General features: G+C 42.1%; 13 protein-coding genes and 2 rRNA genes. 6 read left to right on the top strand and 9 right to left on the bottom strand.

Annotated features, from left to right (window positions below; all coding sequences use genetic code 11):
- The 5 genes from NWP22_RS01835 to NWP22_RS01815 form a co-directional block, all read left to right on the top strand.
- A 23S ribosomal RNA gene (locus NWP22_RS01835) occupies window positions 1-103 on the top strand; the annotation flags it as partial.
- A gap of 57 nt (window positions 104-160) precedes the next feature.
- Window positions 161-278, top strand: a 5S ribosomal RNA gene (gene rrf, locus NWP22_RS01830).
- Between the two features lie 180 nt (window positions 279-458).
- Window positions 459-1,199, top strand: coding sequence for a GTPase (locus tag NWP22_RS01825; protein WP_271733225.1), 741 nt, complete (start codon window positions 459-461; stop codon window positions 1,197-1,199).
- Between the two features lie 9 nt (window positions 1,200-1,208).
- Complete coding sequence (locus NWP22_RS01820; RefSeq protein ID WP_271733226.1) at window positions 1,209-1,808, top strand: hypothetical protein; 600 nt, start codon at window positions 1,209-1,211, stop codon at window positions 1,806-1,808.
- Window positions 1,808-2,704 (top strand): hypothetical protein, encoded by an 897-nt coding sequence (locus NWP22_RS01815; RefSeq protein ID WP_271733227.1) that lies wholly within the window; start codon window positions 1,808-1,810, stop codon window positions 2,702-2,704. The genes NWP22_RS01820 and NWP22_RS01815 overlap by 1 nt, the downstream gene beginning before the upstream one ends.
- 101 nt (window positions 2,705-2,805) lie before the next feature.
- Here the strand turns inward: NWP22_RS01815 and ureG are convergent, their stop codons facing one another.
- The 8 genes from ureG to NWP22_RS01775 form a co-directional block, all read right to left on the bottom strand.
- Window positions 2,806-3,402, bottom strand: a complete 597-nt coding sequence (ureG, locus tag NWP22_RS01810; RefSeq protein WP_271733228.1) for an urease accessory protein UreG — start codon at window positions 3,400-3,402, stop codon at window positions 2,806-2,808.
- Between the two features lie 11 nt (window positions 3,403-3,413).
- Window positions 3,414-4,103, bottom strand: a complete 690-nt coding sequence (locus NWP22_RS01805) for an urease accessory protein UreF (RefSeq protein ID WP_280801456.1) — start codon at window positions 4,101-4,103, stop codon at window positions 3,414-3,416.
- On the bottom strand, window positions 4,081-4,524 hold the full coding sequence (ureE, locus tag NWP22_RS01800; protein ID WP_271733230.1) for an urease accessory protein UreE: 444 nt from the start codon (window positions 4,522-4,524) through the stop codon (window positions 4,081-4,083). Before ureE ends, NWP22_RS01805 begins: the two co-directional genes overlap by 23 nt.
- Window positions 4,525-4,550: 26 nt before the next feature.
- Window positions 4,551-5,075: a tetratricopeptide repeat protein gene (locus NWP22_RS01795; protein WP_280792944.1), complete on the bottom strand. Its 525-nt coding sequence runs from the start codon at window positions 5,073-5,075 to the stop codon at window positions 4,551-4,553.
- Between the two features lie 82 nt (window positions 5,076-5,157).
- Window positions 5,158-5,964: a transporter substrate-binding domain-containing protein gene (locus NWP22_RS01790; RefSeq protein ID WP_271733232.1), complete on the bottom strand. Its 807-nt coding sequence runs from the start codon at window positions 5,962-5,964 to the stop codon at window positions 5,158-5,160.
- A 12-nt stretch (window positions 5,965-5,976) separates the two neighbouring features.
- Complete coding sequence (gene rplT, locus NWP22_RS01785; RefSeq protein ID WP_271733233.1) at window positions 5,977-6,333, bottom strand: 50S ribosomal protein L20; 357 nt, start codon at window positions 6,331-6,333, stop codon at window positions 5,977-5,979.
- 19 nt (window positions 6,334-6,352) lie between these two features.
- Complete coding sequence (gene rpmI, locus NWP22_RS01780; protein ID WP_271733234.1) at window positions 6,353-6,550, bottom strand: 50S ribosomal protein L35; 198 nt, start codon at window positions 6,548-6,550, stop codon at window positions 6,353-6,355.
- A 37-nt stretch (window positions 6,551-6,587) separates the two neighbouring features.
- Complete coding sequence (locus NWP22_RS01775; protein WP_280801455.1) at window positions 6,588-8,945, bottom strand: ATP-dependent helicase; 2,358 nt, start codon at window positions 8,943-8,945, stop codon at window positions 6,588-6,590.
- Window positions 8,946-8,977: 32 nt separating this feature from the next.
- Here NWP22_RS01775 and NWP22_RS01770 point away from each other — a divergent pair, with 32 nt between their 5' ends.
- On the top strand, window positions 8,978-10,756 hold the full coding sequence (locus tag NWP22_RS01770; RefSeq protein WP_271733236.1) for a glycosyltransferase family 39 protein: 1,779 nt from the start codon (window positions 8,978-8,980) through the stop codon (window positions 10,754-10,756).
- Here NWP22_RS01770 and NWP22_RS01765 read toward each other — a convergent pair.
- On the bottom strand, window positions 10,725-17,633 hold the full coding sequence (locus tag NWP22_RS01765) for a Calx-beta domain-containing protein (RefSeq protein ID WP_280801454.1): 6,909 nt from the start codon (window positions 17,631-17,633) through the stop codon (window positions 10,725-10,727). The genes NWP22_RS01770 and NWP22_RS01765 overlap by 32 nt on opposite strands.
- Window positions 17,634-17,975 lie beyond the last annotated feature (342 nt).

The raw sequence follows: 17,975 nt of genomic DNA, 5'->3' as shown, positions 1-17,975 counted from the left end.
AAAGTAGGTAAGGTCACGGGCAGAACACCCGTTTATAGGCTCTATGTGGAAGTACAGTAATGTATGTAGCAAAGGAGTACTAATAGACCGAGGGCTTGACCTCATCACTCTGGTTTTCGCGTTACTTGCAGTCTTCAGGGTATCTGACCCACTATTCTTTCCTGGTGTCTATGGCGCGGTGGAACCACACTGATCCCTTCCCGAACTCAGAGGTGAAACGCTGCAGCGGCCACGATAGTTGAGGGGTAGCCCTCCGCAAAAATAGCTCGATGCCAGGTTTATTTTTCTACGAATACCATAGATAAGAGCCTCTTCTACTATTGAAGGGGCTTTTGTTTTTTTTCTTGGCTTATTTTCCTTTAGGTAGGTATAGAGGTAAAATGCTTATGGTTGAAGAAATTCATAAAATTTTATTATTTTAAGAATAATCATTGTAGTCTACCTTGAGAACCTCTAACATGGAATGGGGATGGGACACAGACAAAAATATGCTTGATGATCTTTTTATTCCTTTTTTAGGTAAAAAAATTGGAATTTTGGGTCATGATAATGGTGGTAAGTCAGTGCTTTTCCAACTAATTCACAGCCAGACAATAGAACCAAGTCCTGGATCTACTGACAAACCAGAACAGAGGAAAACGCTGAAGATCAATTTTGAGTATAAATGTGTTCAGAAATCAATATTAATAGAGGTACTTATTGATACACCTGGCGACAAAGCGAGACCGTATACGCGAAAAGAAGTATTTCAAAAACAGGATTATATTATCTATCTTCTCAGAAGCGATCTAGTCTTGGCTCGCAATCACAACATAGCCGTTACAGAAGACATGAATCGGGCTAGGTTGTCTGTTAAAAATTGCTTAAAGCAAGATTTTAGTAATTTTCAAGAATGGGCTAAAGATGATTTTCTGTTTAAAAGTAAAAAACAGTTGATTATTGTTGGCAATCATTTCGCCCAGAGCGCAGATCAGAAAATAGTCATCCCTGTATCTGATGAAAGAGCTACTGAAGATTTTTTTGTTCCTAATTTCTTAGATGAATCAATCAAAGAAGATTATTCTAGAGAATTCAAGACAATCATATCAGAAATCATAGGTACAAAACTATTCTATGATGTGCGATTCGTAGTTGGAAGTCTGGCTGCCAATAATCTGGGTAACCAATTGGTACTAAGTATTTTTAATGAGCTAATATAGGATATTAAAATGGCTTGTTTAGCATTTTATGTTCAAAATTTTAATAAAGATATTCCAACTGTCATCTTTAAAAACTCAAGAAGAATTGAAGCTTTTGAGGGAGAAGGTCAGGATATAATTCGGAAAATAGATGATCTCGCTCTCCATGGTTCCGAGTTAGTTAATGAATCAAATGTACGTATAATACATAAAAAAAATGCGGAATTTTATGTTGAATTAATCACTGAACAGTTAGATGTATCTGGTCGTCCTGCAAAAATCGGTATTTACGGTAGGAAACCTAGTTTATCTTGGGAATATAGTTTTGAAGACTGGGTTTTTGATATTTTTGACAGAGTTAAGGAGTTTTCAATTGAAGTTGACCGCTCAGTTAAACAAGAACAGTTACGCATCATACGCTCAGGGCTAAAGTCTATTTACTATCAACATAAAATTAAAGCTCAGGTTATGCTCATAGTAAAGCTTGCTCTGGGTTCTTTTATACCCATTTTAGTAGGTTTATTATTAGGAATTTCCCCATTTATCGATGTTAAAAGCAGTTTATTCTTAAGTGGTATTATTGGTATTAATAATATTTTTCTAATTCTCTTAATACAGGATAAAGTTTAATGTCAAAAAAGATTATTCAAGACCGTATTGAGAGGGTTCCTGTTGATAACCCAGACGAGCGCGAGATAATCATAGTTGTATCTAATTTTGACAGAGAAAGGCTTGAGTATCCTGAACCTGGAAATAAAACATTTGAGAATATGGGAGGAGTTTGTTTTGTCCGAGATGATATTGAATTTTATGATCAAAATAGTCAAGAATTCTTAAAAGTTTTGAAGGAGCAGGGTCTTTTGAGAGTCGGGAATATTCTGCTTCAAACTAAGTATGGGTATCAGTATCCAAATAAGAAATATAAGGAGCTTTCAAACAGACTTCATCAAAGGTTTCAGCGTCCATATTATTTGCAAGCAGAAGCACTTCGTGAGCATTCAATAGACAGAAAGTATAACTGCTATCTTCATGTCTGTACTCTTCTGGGGGCGAAAAAAGTTTCTATAAATATCATTGATCAAAAGCACAGTAGTTCAGCAAACCGCTTAGGATTAAATCTTCTTGGGAATTTTCCCATAAAAACTAGTGGGGATTCTTCCGCTCAGGAAATAATTGAATATTATCGCTCAAGAACAAGGAAAATGGCGGGAAGTTTACCAAACATCGAGGAGGCTGAAAGGTACGTTGAAGGTGAATTGTTACAAGAGGATGAAGATATTAGCAACTTGATTAATGCTCGTAAATTAGCTTTGAGAAGGTATAGCGAATTTACTAACCCAATAACAGAAGAAAACTTCCGACTAGATTTGTTTAGTCAGGTGACAACAGTGTTAAGTCTGGGAGCAAAAATAGAGTTTCCTCAGTATCTTTCATCTTTGAATTTAAACCTGAATAAATATGTGAAAAAAATTCAAAAGTTTACTTTAGATGTAAAAGTATCTTTCCCCCCTTCAGTAGGACAATAGCAATCCTCTCTGGAGATTGCAAGTTTATAAATTATCTAGAATAGGCTGTAAATAGCTTGTGTACAGGTCATCTCGTGGAGACCTGATTTTGATTCATAATGCTATGTGATATGTAAAGCTACAAATTTAATTACATCTCCTAACCCTTGTTGAGTCTTCAGGTTGCTGAAAATAAAAGGTTTATCACCGCGCATTTTCTGAGTGTCTCGTTTCATGATATCTAAATCTGCTCCGACATAGGGCGCAAGGTCAATTTTATTAATCACTAACAAGTCAGATTTAGTAATACCAGGTCCACCCTTGCGGGGAATTTTATCACCAGCAGCCACATCGATGACATAGATTGTTAAATCTACTAGTTCTGGACTAAAGGTAGCTGCTAAGTTATCACCGCCACTTTCTAAAAATACTAAATCTAAATTAGTAAATTGGTTTTCTAATTGTTCAATAGCAGCCAAATTCATAGAAGCATCTTCCCGAATTGCTGTATGGGGACAACCTCCAGTTTCTACCCCTAAGATGCGATCGCTAGTCAAGGCCTGAGAACGTACCAAAAACTGAGCATCTTCTTGGGTATAAATATCATTCGTGACTACCGCCAGCTGATACTGCTCACGCAAAGTCTTACACAAAGCATCGACTAAGGCGGTTTTCCCCGAACCCACCGGGCCTGCTACTCCTACACGCAATGCACTCATTATTTTTGTATCTAACTCCTAAACAACCTTGTATACTGGGTTTCGTGCTGCATACTAGCTAAGGATAAACCCCAGCTACAACAACTGAGGTCGTCATCCTCTAAGGCCAATATTTCCCTCACAGCGGCGCTGATTAATGGTTGTAACTCTAACAATAATTCTTGTCCCGCAGTTTGACCCAGGGGAATGAGTTTCACTCCCCCTGTAATTAAATTACTAGCCCAACTATGTAAATATGCCAGTAAAGCAGCTTGATGGTTGATCTCCCAATGAGCCACAGCAATCCCAAAGGCGATCGCATAATTGACAGGATTACCCACAGCACTCACTAAAGGTATGATATCCGGTTCTAATTTACCCAACAACTGAGTTAGCGATCGCCCCATTTGCCAACCAGAAGCGCGCAATTCCGCGGTTTCTCTAGCAGCAGATAACCACACATTCCAACGACATAAAGCCGATACATCCCCAATACTAGCGGATTCCTGAGCACGTACCATCACCGCAGCATCTAACCGAATTGCACCATAACGCAGTTCCCCATCCAACCAATGTTTCAGGGTGGTTGGACTGGAAACAGTGCCATTTTCCACCAGCCTTTCTAAGCCTTCAGAATAGCTATATGCTCCCACAGGTAACCCTGGACTTGCTAACTGTAATATAGATAGGAAATTGGCATCAGTGAGAGTAATGGTGTCCATAAGCGCCTAATTCCGGCTGAAATGGTAGGGTTTCCTCTATAACTTCTAGTCCCAGTTGTTCTAGCATTGTGCGTAAAACTGAATCTGGTAATAAGCGTAAATAGCTAGAAGTAATTTCTACAGGTACATGGCGATTTCCCAAATGGTATACTGCCCGCATTAATAAAAGTGGCGTTGGTGCCAAAACAGTTAACACTGTTTCTGGTTTAGCAGTAATTCTGACTTTTTCCTTGTGGGTTTCGCTTTGCAAAATATCACCATCTTGCAGTATTACCCCTCTGGGTAAACGCGTAAATATAACTTGACCATCTTCGGTTTCCCAACGATGGCGAACGCGGGTGCGTTCTTCCGCAGTCAGTGGGAGGGTGAAACTGACAGATGCATCAGGATTAGGCGGTTGACGTTGGGTGAATATCAACATAGTAATTATTGTCACCCCCTATTTAATCAAACAGACACCAAGCGTCGCAAAGATTCAGCCCGGCGCTTGGCAATGGTATTATTGGGAGCAATTTTTAATGCTTGCTCATACATTTCCAGGGCTTGAGCAGTTAATTTTTTGCGTTCGTAGGCGTGTCCGAGGTTATTCAGTGCTGTTACATAGTCTTGTTGATGTTTGAGAGCTTCTTTATACTGACGAATTGCTAAGTCATATTGCTCTTGGCTGAAATAAACATAGCCTAAGCCGTTGTAAATAGGGGCGGTAATATCTTCTTCTTCCTCCTCAGCAGCTTTAATAGCTTTTTGAAACAGTACCACCGCCTGAGAAAATAACTTTTTTTCCGAATAGATACTAGCTAACTCATAATATTCTTGAGCCGTACCCTTTTGGTTCTCTAATTTTTTGCGTAATCTGGATAAGGCACTTTCACGCCTGCGAGTTTTGAAAATTTGGCGGAAAACATTCACAACTGCGAATGAAAGCAGACCGACGAAAATTGACAGATAAATAATGACTAAATTTTGATCCATTGTCTGGAAATACAAATATTAAAATTTCACACTTCTGTATCTATTATGGGACACTGGGAAGATGAGGTAAATATTTCTTTACTTACGGTAAGCCCCAATAGTTCACACGTTCTTTGAGCCAACCATCTGCTGTATATTGGGCGATCGCTTGATTAACTTGTCTTCTTAACTGATCATACTGCAATCCCTTGGGCATCACTACAGATAAAGGTTCTGTAGATAGCTTGGTCGGTAACAGTCTGTATTGGGGATATTCTTGTACCCAACCGCTCAGAACACTAGCATCCGCAGCAAAGGCTACCACTGTATTATTTTCTGTCAGCCGCCGCGCCGACTCATATGAACTAACTCCCACTAACTCCGCCTTCGGCACATAGTAACGTATGTCAGCAATTGTGCTGGAGTCATTGATTACCGCCACTTTGCGGTTGGCTAAATCACCCAACTTACTCACAGACGTATCTTTTGTTACTACAAAAGTGCCGTCATAATAGTAAGGAACACTGAGACTGACTACACGCGATCGCGATTCCGTTGCTGTTACCCTAGCGATGGCTAAATCCACTTTCTTGTTTAAGACTACAGACAAGCGATCGCTGTTGGCTACCGGTTGTAACCTGACAGCATCTGGTTTACCTAACAAATCAAACCCCAGACGCTTTGCCAAGTCAATTTCCAACCCTTGTAAATTACCGTCAACATCTCTAAATCCCAAAGGGCGTAAGTTATCTTTAACGGCAATAGTCAAATAACCTCGACGCTGGATTTCTGGCATTTGAGACCCATTTGCCATAAATCCCCAGTAAAAACAGACAATACAAACAATAGTAGCGGATAATACCAGATGTAACTGATTAATTTTTAGCCATCTGTTACATCGGTTATTCATCCGTTACCACCCTTATCCTTTAGCCTGTAGTGCTAACTCAGCTACTTTACCAAATGCAGCAGGATCTAGGACTGCCAATTGTGCCAACATTTTGCGATTGAGTTGAATATCAGCTTTTTTGAGATTGCCCATTAACTGACTGTAACTCAAACCATGTTGCCTAGCAGCGGCATTGATGCGGGTAATCCACAGACGGCGAAAATCGCGCTTTTTCTTTTTGCGATCACGATAAGCACTCCGTAGCGCCTTCATCACCTGTTGATTAGCGGTTCTAAACAGAGTTGAGTGAGAACCACGAAACCCCTTAGCTAGTTTGAGAATTTTATTGCGGCGTTTACGAGCTACATTACCGCGTTTTACCCTTGTCATAATTTATTTCCTGAACAATTTACAAATAAGGAAGCATCAACCGCACATTGTCTTCATCCCGTTCGTGTACCAGTGCAGTTTTGGACAGGTTACGCTTTTTGTTAGAAGATTTGTGTTCTAAAAGGTGGCTTTTAAAAGCTTTGCGACGGACAATTTTACCGCTACCAGTGGCACGGAATCGCTTCGCCGCTGCTTTACGAGTCTTGAGTTTAGGCATGGTCTAACGTTAATTCGACACAATCCATAATTATATACTATTTCCTGAAATCTTCTGGCAAATCTACTACACATTCAGGAAACTGGCGTTGTAATGCCACAAAAACAGGACAAGGCGGTTCTGCTTGTAAATTTTCTGGGTTACTCCAGGAAAAAGGCGCTTGTTGTGATGCAGACATCCATAACAAGCGCTTTGCTCGTGTCATAGCCACATAGAGTAAACGGTATTCCTCAGACATTTTTAAATGTTCTGCTTCTTCCCACGCCTGGTACACATTAGGTATATGAGATTTACCATGTAGCGCCGTGCGAATTTGGGCGCGGGCAACTTCCGATAAAGTAAACTTACCTAAAAACTGGCTTTTGGGAGCAACCCAAAACTTACCAGGAATTGACTTTTCATGTAGAAACGGAATAAATACATAGTCCCAATCTAACCCCTTCGCTTTGTGCATAGTGATAATGGTCAATTGACCCGGACGAGTATAACGGCCTTCCAAATCATCGGTTTCCACTGGTTCAAACCGTTCAGAATTGACAATTTCACTTAAAGCCCCCAGCATTGCTTCCATAGAATTATGGTCAGTTACTTGCTGATTTACCCGTTCCGCGAGTTTATCAGCACTTGCCAATTCCGCTTGTTCATAGTTTAAAGTTAAAGCCACAAAGGAAATCAGATCATACAAGGGCAATTCCAAAGGAGCGCGAAGTAAACTACGACACAGATGCGCTGCTTTTTGTAGTGCCTCTACCCGGGGTGCTGCTAAGGGACTGGGATATAAAAATTCTTCTGGTAGACTAGCTAGAGGGTTGAGGTCTTGGGTAGGAATCAATTGACGTTGTACCAACACCTCCAAAGCAGCCTTGAGATAGTCAGAAGAATGGGGGCGATGGCAAAATTGCAATAATGCCAAAACTTCCTTGGGAACATGAGAACGGCGATCGCTTTCACCTACATCATAAAGTTTAATTTTATGATCCTGACACACAGGTTCGAGCCTCTGTGTTAACCAGCGTCCTTGGCGATTTTCTCGCACCAGAATTGCTGCACTCATATTGTGAGGATTTTCAGCAAACAACTCCACCACTCTTTGAGACAGTAATTCGACTGTATGATCAATATCCCGCGGTTTATAAAGCTCTAATCCCCTTCCTGTGGGTACTGGATTAGCATTTTTTTGGGGGTCGCCGGTATTAACAGGGCGGATTTTTTGCTCACTAAAGGGCAATTGCCGATTTTTGCGCTGATAAAACCCGTTTACCCATTCTAGAGCATAGTTGGCAGCAGCAATGATGATTCTGTTACTGCGTCCAGCTTGATCCATATTTGCTAGTTTGCCCAAGCCATGGCAAAATTGGCAAAACTCCCGGAAATATATCGGATCTGCCGGGGTAAAAGTCGAGTTAATCGCCTGATTCGGATCACCAACACGCACTAAGTTACCTGGAGAGTAGGGATTAGTCGGTGAATAATTATCTCCCTCAACACCGGCTAAAATCTCTAACAGCTTCGTCTGTAAAGGACTAGAATCTTGGGCTTCATCCTCAAATACACCTAAAACTTGGTTTTGTTCGATGGTACGGGCGCTATGGTTTTCCAGAACACGAATCGCCGCCAGGATCATATCATCGTAGTCAATGAAATCATGCGATCGCATGAGATTCTCATATTCTTCATACAATCCCGCAGCTATCCGTAAAGTTACGTATTTATCTGTTATTTTTTCACTCCACCCTCTGAGTTGGTCTGGTTTGATTCCAGAACTTTTAGCCTCATGAATGACGGTGGTGGCTAAGTCTGGTAAAACTTCCGTGCGCAAAACTGACTGACGACGTAATTTTTCTGTCTCTTCCCCGTCAAATTGCTCACCCTCTAGCAACCGGACATAAAGTTCCGGATGATTATTAATCCATTGCTCTACTGCTTTACGTACAAACCGGTGGCTTTGATTAGGAGTAATTAACGTGACATTATCTAAATCTAAACCAGACAAATCAGGGTAACGGCTAGCAATATTCAAAGCTAGACCATGTAAAGTATAAACAGCAAAGCCCGACTGAGGTAGAGATAAATCTTTTAAGTATTGGCAAATTTTTGTTTTAATATTGGCAGCAGCCGAACGAGTAAAAGTTACAACTACAACCTGACGACGGTCAAACACACCAGACTGAGCATAAACTTGGTACTGACGAGCGATCGCCATCGCTGCTGCTGCAGCCATACCAGTAGATTTACCAGCCCCCGGAACCGCCGAAACAGCCAGGAGTCCTGAAGTCCAATCAGCCATTTGCTGTTGTCCTGGGCGCAGAGTGTTACGGACTCCCCAAATCTTTCCTTGTAACTGAGACTGAATAAATTCCCCAGAGAAATTAGGACTAAGTTCAGAATTTAACATAAAAATTGAGATTTAAAAAGCACAGTAGTTTTATGTATCAGATCATCTCCCAACTGCAAAAACTGCATCAAGGTTTGACAAATAGGCAACCATATCTAAATTATTATCTAGGATTAGCTGCAATCATCGCCCTGAGTACCGTCTTACGCTTTCAGAATTTAGACTTAAAACCTCTGTGGATGGACGAGGTAATTACAGCTATTTTCAGTTTAGGGAAAAATTATGATCAATTGCCCTTAGATATCTTATTCCCACTGCAAAGAGTCCCAGAAATTTTTACTTACCAGTCTGGGGTTACTTGTGATCAAATTGCTGCAAATCTAACCCATCAGTCTACCCATCCTCCATTATTTTTTTGTGGAATGTACAGCTGGTTAGGGTGGATGACTCCCTTGGGTTCAGAGTGGGTAACAAAATTGCGATCGCTACCGGCCTTATTTGGCGTGGGTACCATTGTCGGGATTTATTTTGTCAACCGCACTGCTTTTTCTCCCGCATCGGGAATCATCGCCGCATTAATCATGGCTGTTTCTCCCTTTGCTGTTTACCTTTCCCAAGAAGCACGTCATTATACCATGCCCATGTTCCTCATCACTTTAGCATTATGGGGACTAATGGAAATTCAGCGGGATATTTTAGATAATAAACGCCTGAGATGGTGGGTTGTGCTCTTATGGTCAATTGCGAATATTATTGGTCTTTATACTCACTACTTTTTTATTTTGGCGTTCATTGCTGAAATTATCACACTAATCTTATTAATCTATTGGTGTAAAACTTCGATATTCAAAAACAGCTTAATTATAGCAACTACTGGGGTGGTAATTAGTTTTATTCCCTGGATGCCGGTAATGTTGAATCATTTTCAGAGTTCAGCCACCAACTGGTTACCTGCTACTATGCACATCTCCCCAGTATATAACACCTTAATTAGTTGGATTTTAATGGTAATTGCTCTACCTGTGGAAAATCAGCCTTTAGTAATTACAGTTATCTGTGGCTTTTTCATGGTAACTTTTGCCATTTGGGTAGGTTTGCAAGTATGGAAGGGTTTAAAAACTGTCTATTTACAAAAGACAACCCATTTATCAATCTTAACCCTGGCCACTTTTATGATTGTGGTGTTAATGCAGTTTTTTGCTATAGCCTACTTATTTGGTAAAGATATAACTGCTATTCCCCGCTATAACTTTGTTTATTATCCCAGTTTTTGCGCTTTGTTGGCAGCTAGTATTGGCAAAAATCACCAGTCAAAATTGATAATTTTGTTGGTGGGGGTTCTCAGTTGTGTGTTTGTAGTTTCTAATTTATTCTTTCAAAAGCCGTTCCTACCTGAACAAGTTGCGCAAAACATGAATTTAGAACCATCTGCGCCCATCATGCTAGTGGTAGGATATAGCAATTATCAGGATGTGGCATTGGGATTAGGTTTTGCTTTAGCATTAGAAAAACTGAGGAATAATACCAACAGTTTCAATCAATTTGATACTGTGGGTTTTTTAGAAAAATCTCCCCATTCACCTCCCTTGTGGGAGAAACTTGATCAAATGCCAACACTGGGAATATCTCAGATAAATTTATGGATAGTTGGCCCGGGAATGATCAGGAAGAGTTATCCCCAGCAGTTGGGGCTGTTTGGGGATAGTATTTGTAATATAGACACTGCACAGCACCATCGGATAGGTATTCCCTATCAACTTTACCGCTGTCAGAAAATTAGACAAGTTACAGGGGCGGCGATCACTGCCCCATCTGCATCTTTGAATACTCGTGGTATGATTAAACCACCAATTGTGGGAGGAATGGGCTAAGTAGACCCACGGATGCTCGGCGCACAGAGGTTGCATCGGCCGCATCTATAATTCCGTTGTTGGTAGCGTCTCCTATAATCAGGGGATCAGTCACAGGGAAAGCTCTAAATCCTGAATCAAGTCCCACATTTACCCGAGAAATTAAGGCCGCATCTGTAGAAAGATAGCCTTCTGTTTTGGTCGTATCTCCCACTAATGCTACCAGCTGTACTGCACTGTCTCCTACTAAGCCCGCACCGGGAAGTATTTGCAGTACACCTTTAGCACCGTAGGTTGCTGTCTGCTGAAGTTGAGCATTCAAGGTGATTAAGTCGGTACTAGCATTGAGGGCAGGTCCGCTGAGGGTAAACTGAGCTTGTCCTGGTGTATTGAAGTCAGAATTTAAATTCCAACCCGATGCGACTACATTTGCTCCTGTAATAGCCAGCAGGTCTGGGTCATATTGCAAGGTAAAGCTAATGTTGTCTACACCACCGGGATTGGTGATGCGGATGGGTAAAGGATTGAATTGACCACCCCCACGTATGTTTACTTCTTGACCAGGGGCGCGGCTAAAGTCAGGTAAGGTGAGGACTGGTACTGTGGGGCTATTGACGGTAAATTCCCGAACAAAGTTACCACCTGGGAAACCATCTTCATTACCATCAAGTAAGCGTCCGTTCGTGCTGACGAAACCATCACTACGGCTCTCCAGGGTCAGGGTGTAATTACCAGGTGCTAGAATGTCACCTGTTTTAACGAAAGTCAGGGCGTTGTCAGTCTCATCCCAAATGAGTGAACCATTGATAATATTGCCTTCACTATCGGTGAGGGTGAGGTCTGGTAGGTCTGTAACTGGGGCGAGTGGGTTGGCTAAGTCTAATCCTGTGTAAAGGTTGAGAACACTGAGATTGACGTCATCATTGAATGTCAAGACAAAGCCACTGGAATTAGTCTGAAAGTTATTGACTTGCAAAGCTTCCATCCTATCAACAGTTATGCTGGTATCAGCTTGAGTGGGGATGACTTCAGTTAAACCTAAATTATCCTGAGCCAGACTATAGAAAGCATATGTACGACCCACTTCACCGTTATAGATAGCAGATGTTTGAGTAATGCCCTGTTGCCAGATAGTAAAGTCACCATTATCTATAGCTACATAGATATCATAGGAGGCAATGCCACTACCGTTATCTGTACCCGTCCAAGATACAGTAAAGTTAGGCTCATTACTGTTGGCTGGTAAAGGGTTAACTTGGCTGACGGGGATGTCACTATCTAAGGTGTTAAAGACTGGATTAGTGAGGAGGGGAGTTTGATTGTTAAAGGTGATGCTCCCTTGGGCATCGATGCGGGTATTATTAGTAATATTGCTTAGGGGTTGGATGCTGTAACTGACAAATCCCCGTCCGGCTCCGTTAGAGTCGTTAGGAGGTAAAAAGCCTTGGGTAGTATTATCTACAGGGTTGCCAGTTAAGGGGTCAATGGCGGTGAATGTCCAAGTTACAATACCAGTGGCTACATCTAACCCAGCATTGACATCGACAAACACACCGCGAGTGTCCCGCAGGTCGAGGCGTTGATTATAATTTTGTACGCCGTTGGTAACTAGGGTAATATCTCCAAAGCCAAGGTTATTTAAGGTGAAGGTATTAAAGTCTAGGTCTGTGTCTAGTTGTTGGCTGATGGTAACTTGGGCAACAGGTGTGGTTTCAGCTTCAGCGTTATTACTGAAGCGGATAGTATAGGGAATAATTGCTCCGGCGGTTAAATAATGTTCAGTACCGAAACCGTCGGGATTCACCAGGGTATTGGGAGCGCTGACCGTAGTCAGTCGTTGTTCTGTAACAGCACCTTGGATAAATTGCAGGTCGCCATTGGTGATAAAAATATCTAGGATGACATCTTCTAGGATATCTGGATCTGTAATTCCGGCATCGCGGGCAATTTGTTCAGCGGCGGCCCGTTGTTCGGGGGTGAGGGTAGCTGCTGTGACAATATTCCGGGGGTAGGTTAGGTCTGTGAAGGTATTAGTATCTTGTCCTGGGGCGTAGTCAAAGAGGGATTCGCCTTGAACAATGCGCCAACTGTTGCCATAGTCGCCGTAAAGTTGTTCATTAGAGATACTTCCGCCAATGACCGTACCATCCCGGAGGTTAAATTCATCATTGCGGTTATTGTTAAAGTTACCCAGGAGTCCTACCACTTTACCTTGGCGGTTATCTGCTAAACCAAGGTTAATATTTAGGAAGCTCCCATTATGTTTTACCTGGATGAGGTCGTTATTGGCGGTGATAATTCTGTATTGATTCCCTTCTCTAGTGATGAGGTTTTGACCGACTGCGTAAACTGCGCTATTGGGAAGGGTGACGGTGGTACCGTTAATTAGGAGGGGTTCTGCTTGGTTGGCGTAAATGGCGATGCGTTGGTCGCCGAGTTTGATCGCAATGGCGGTGTTGATAGAAACGCTGGTACTGTTTCCCCACGGTTGTTGGCGGGTTTGGATTTCCAATTCATCGGTGGTGGATTTAACGAGGGTAAATTCTCCCACTGCTTGGAAGTCGTAGCCTAAACCGTCGAGGGTATCTAGGTGGGGGTCATTCCATGTGCCGCCTTTAAGTCTTCCTAAAAGTTCTCCTAATAATTGACCGACTACATTATTAAATAAATTACCAGCAGAAAGCCCTTTTCCTAAAGCCAAACCACTCCTATTTAACCCTCTAACAGTTCTATTGAAGGTTATACTCGGCTGCTTCCCAAATCCGGCTACACCTTTTCCTTTAAAACCGGATACACTGGGGATGAGGCCGCCAACAGCCCCAATTGCAATTGCACTTCCAAGTCCTTCAACAGTTACCCCTGTTCCATTCTCAATGACATAACCCAGTGCTCCTGTTACCCCTCCTAAACCTACAGATAAACTGTTTGCCACTAAACCGGTTGCTCCACTCGCCGCGATTAGAGTCGCTCCAGCACCAAAAGCCGCCCCTGATATACCAGCACCCGCTAAACCACTAAGAGTAAAATTTCCTGCTATTGTTGAACTAACTGCATATATACCTGCATTGGAAATTCCTCCCAGCACGGCGCCAGCAGCAATGAGTGGAACAGGGGCTAAAAGTCCAGAAGGGTCGGTATAACTAACTGGATTATTGAAAACGTATCTATAAAAATTCGCATCTCCCGCATTCAATCCAATCGGATCAACAGCTGTAAACCTGCCCAAACCACTATCATAAAACCTTGCTCGCATGAAATCGAGTCCATTACCCTCATCCATGACACCCCATTGACCGACATATTCAAAGGGGTTAGCAACGCCTTCAACTTTGGTTAAATCTTCCCCAAAAGGCAAATAACTGTAACGGTTAACATAACTCCCATCATTAGTCGTTAACCCTATGGTTGAACCCAAAGCATCGGCATCATAATAGTAACTATTACTATCACTCACCCGACTCACTAAACCGATGCCATGATGATAAACAGTAACCAAATTACCATTACCATCATATTCCCCCACAATATCCCCTAACCCCGCCGGGTCAAGTAAATATTCCGTGCGTTGACCATTGATAATAGTAGCAACCCGGTTTCCTAAACCATCATATTCATATTCCCACCTACTACCATCAGCCGTCTCCACCTCCACTAACCGATTTTCCACATCATAGGTGTAGGTGGTAGTCTGTCCCCCTTCATTCTTTTGAATTAAATTTCCATCCCGATCATAGGTGTAGACAGCATTACCAACACGAGTATACTGATTGAGATTATTACTGCTGTAACCTGTGGTTATCCCACTATCTGTTACCGCAATCCGATTACCTGCCCCATCATAGGTATAGTTGATAGTACGATTATCCGGTGTCACCACAGAGGTTAACTGTCCAACGGCATCATAACCATACTGGAAAATTCCCTCTAGGGTGGTCATGGTGATACGCCGCCCTAAATTATCATAGCTATACTCAAACCTAGAATTTACGGCGTTATCAGCTTTGTAGTTGATTAAACGGCTTAATTGACTTTCTTGGTTATACTCATAGGTGGTATAGGTGCCATTGCCGTTAGTTTCTTTAATTAAACGCCCCAGAATATCATAGTCATAGCTAATAATGCCTTGTCCCGTAACATCGGTTAAAGTTTTTAACCGTCCCAGGTTGTCATAGCCATAATTTACCGTATACCCATCCTGGGAAACTAATCTAGTCCTTTGACCATCGGCATTGTAGGTGTAGCTTAATGTCCGTCCTGTGGGGTATGTAACTTTTGTAACTTGGTCAGCACCATCATACTCCATGGTAATGCTACCTGTGGCATCGGTGACAGTTGTAAGATTACCCCTGGTATCATAGATATAGCTAACCCCAGAACCATCAGGGTATTGTTTTGCCGTCAGTAGCCCGTCTTGATTATAGGTATATTGAATCCCATTACCTCGACGGTTGACAAAACTGGTAAGATTACCCAAATCGTCAATAATAAACTGTTCCCTACTGCCATCAGGGTATGTGATTAGAGTCAGATTCCCCCTGTCATCGTAGGTATAATTAACACTGTTACCTCTGGGGTCTGTAAACCCTGTGAGTTGATTAAAGGTGCTATCGTAGGTAAAATTAACGTTTTGATTGAGTAAATTTGTCTGTCTGCTTAAATTGCCTGTACTGTCGTAACTATAACTAGACTGACCACCATTAGGCAGAGTAGCACTAATCAAATTACCATCGGCATCATAGCGAAATAGGAGATTTTGATTATTAACCCCCCGAATTTGTGCGCCATTACCTCGGTCATCTAAAAGGATAGTTTGGGATGTGCCTGTACTATCAGTAATGGTGACACCACCAACACTATCATAGCTGTAGGTCAGACTTAGCCCCTCTTCATTGGTGTATTCTCTAATTAAACGACCTTGGTTATCGTATTCAAAGTTACGCTGATAGCCCAGTTCGGATGTGACTGACAACAGAGAATACTTTTTCCCCGCTACATCGCTGGTATCGTAAGTATAGGCGATGGTTCCCTGATCACTGGTGACAGATAGCAGGGCTTCCCCAGTGGTATCATAAGTGTAATTGGTAACTTGCCCAGTGGAATCGGTAATCTGGCTAATACGTCCTTGGGGATTGTAATCTAAGGTCAATGTATCCCCATTGGTATGAACTAATTGAGTCAGTCGATTATCAGCATATTCCAGGGTGATACGATTACCGTTAGGGTCTTCTACATAACTAAGTTGACCATCCCTATTAAACAGCGAAACAATACCATTAACTTCCCTTAACCGATATTCACCATTAACAATAGTTACCACAGCGCCACCGGCTTCTGTATAACTACCGTCTGTTTGTTGCTCAAAAGCCCGCTGTAAGTCTCCCACACTGCGGATAACCACATTACCTTGATTGTCAGTTGTAGCGCGTAAATCCCACTCACTCGCCCAACCCCGTCCTAAAGCTCCTAAATTGTAGCGTTCAGCAATGGATTGATAGAAGGTACGATTAAAGGTTAAAGATAGTCCAGGGGCAGCATCTACTACATCGGTGCTACTGATTAAACTCACGTTAGTGAGAGTGTTGACTGCTTGTATCCACTCAAAGGCAAATAACCGGTTTAAATTATTAGTGGGTTGTCCAAGTTGACTTAAATAATTAGCATTTTCTGCCATTACAGCTTGAAACTGTCCCGCAGTTGTACCAAAAACAGCGGTTAAATTACTCCAAATGGCATCCCAAGCGGCATCATTAATAAAACTATAATCAGCGCGGGATTCTGCCTTAATACTAGCCCAATTAATGATTTCATCAGGCTGTACTTGTTCCACTGTGAAGGAAATCAAACCGTTACCACTGGGAGTATAGGTAAAGGAAAATTGTTCTGTTTGTCCTGGGGTTAAAATTCCTACCGGTCCATTGCCACCAGTGGCTAAACTTAAATTCAGGAGTTGGCGTAGGGTAGCACTGACAGTATTGTCTTCTGGGTAATTAACTTGGGCATTAGTGGGTACTATTCTTAGCAGGGGTGCAATAACATCTGTTTGTCCCACATTGGTATAGGTGACAATAGCCACACCAGAGGATGGATAACTCAACTGCACCCGAAGATTACCGGGTAGATTATTAGTAACGGTGAAAGCACTATTAGCGGCGGCTGTTTTCACACCATCGCTAATTTCCACATTATATCTGCCAGGGGTTAAGCCCTGTAAATCAAAGGTTGCCCAAGTCTCATTATCATTCACCCAATAAACTTTAGTAGCTTCTTTTTCACTGCCATCGGTAGCCACTAGGCTGACTTTATCGGTGGGGGAGAACTTTTGACCTACTATGATAATGGTAGTTTGCCCTTGATTACTACCTATAGCCCCACGGGGAAATCCTGATATGGCAAGACCATCATCATCAATAATAGTGAGGGGAGCGGTGTTTTGCTTGCCAATAGTTGCGCCGCCGGTGGGGGTAGTGAGGCTTAACTGGATTGTCTCGTCAAGTTCTGAGATATTGTCATTGACAATGGGAATATTAACAGCTTTAATGGTTTGCCCATCAGCAAAATTAACGGTAATGGTAGTGTTGTTATAATCATTGGGCGCTTTAGCCGTGCCATCTTTGAAGTTAATAGTGGCACTTACCACCCCATCACTTCCCCCTGTGCGAGTCACAGTGACGGTAGTAACCGGTGTTCCATCTTCATTAACAGTAAATTGAGGGGCGCTGAAACTTAAAGTACCTGGTATGGGGTTAATAATTTGAGTGGAAGTTCTTAGGGCAGTAGCAGCAACCTGTCTATTGCCTAGGTTATCAGTGGCTAAACTATAAAAAGTGTAGGTCTTACCTGTTTCACCAGTATAAATGGCGTTATTTATAGTTACATTGGTTAACCATGGAGTAAACACACCGCCATCAACGGATACAAATACATCATAGTTTCTAATACCACTGCGATCCGTTGCTCCCCATGTGACATTGATACTATTGCCTACAGTTCTTGGAGGTAAAGCACTAACGCCACCCGATGGGGGAGTAATATCTAATTGTTCAGGTTCACCGGAGCCAAAACGAGTAGTTGTGATGTAGGTGGTAGATGCTCCTGGAGCTAACAGGACTTACGCAACTGGCACAAATAGGGAGCGGAGGGAGCCGCGCCACGGGACAATTTCAATTAAACCAAGCACATAGGAATACTTGGGCGTTTGAGTTGCTGTATTAAATAATTAGACAGCAAATTATGCTTGATT

Source organism: Anabaenopsis tanganyikae CS-531, from assembly GCF_029891675.1.
In the GTDB taxonomy this organism is placed as follows: Bacteria; Cyanobacteriota; Cyanobacteriia; order Cyanobacteriales; family Nostocaceae; genus Anabaenopsis; species Anabaenopsis arnoldii.
The sequence above is the reverse complement of the archived record's forward strand: the minus strand, read 5'-3'. Positions and strand labels throughout refer to the sequence as shown.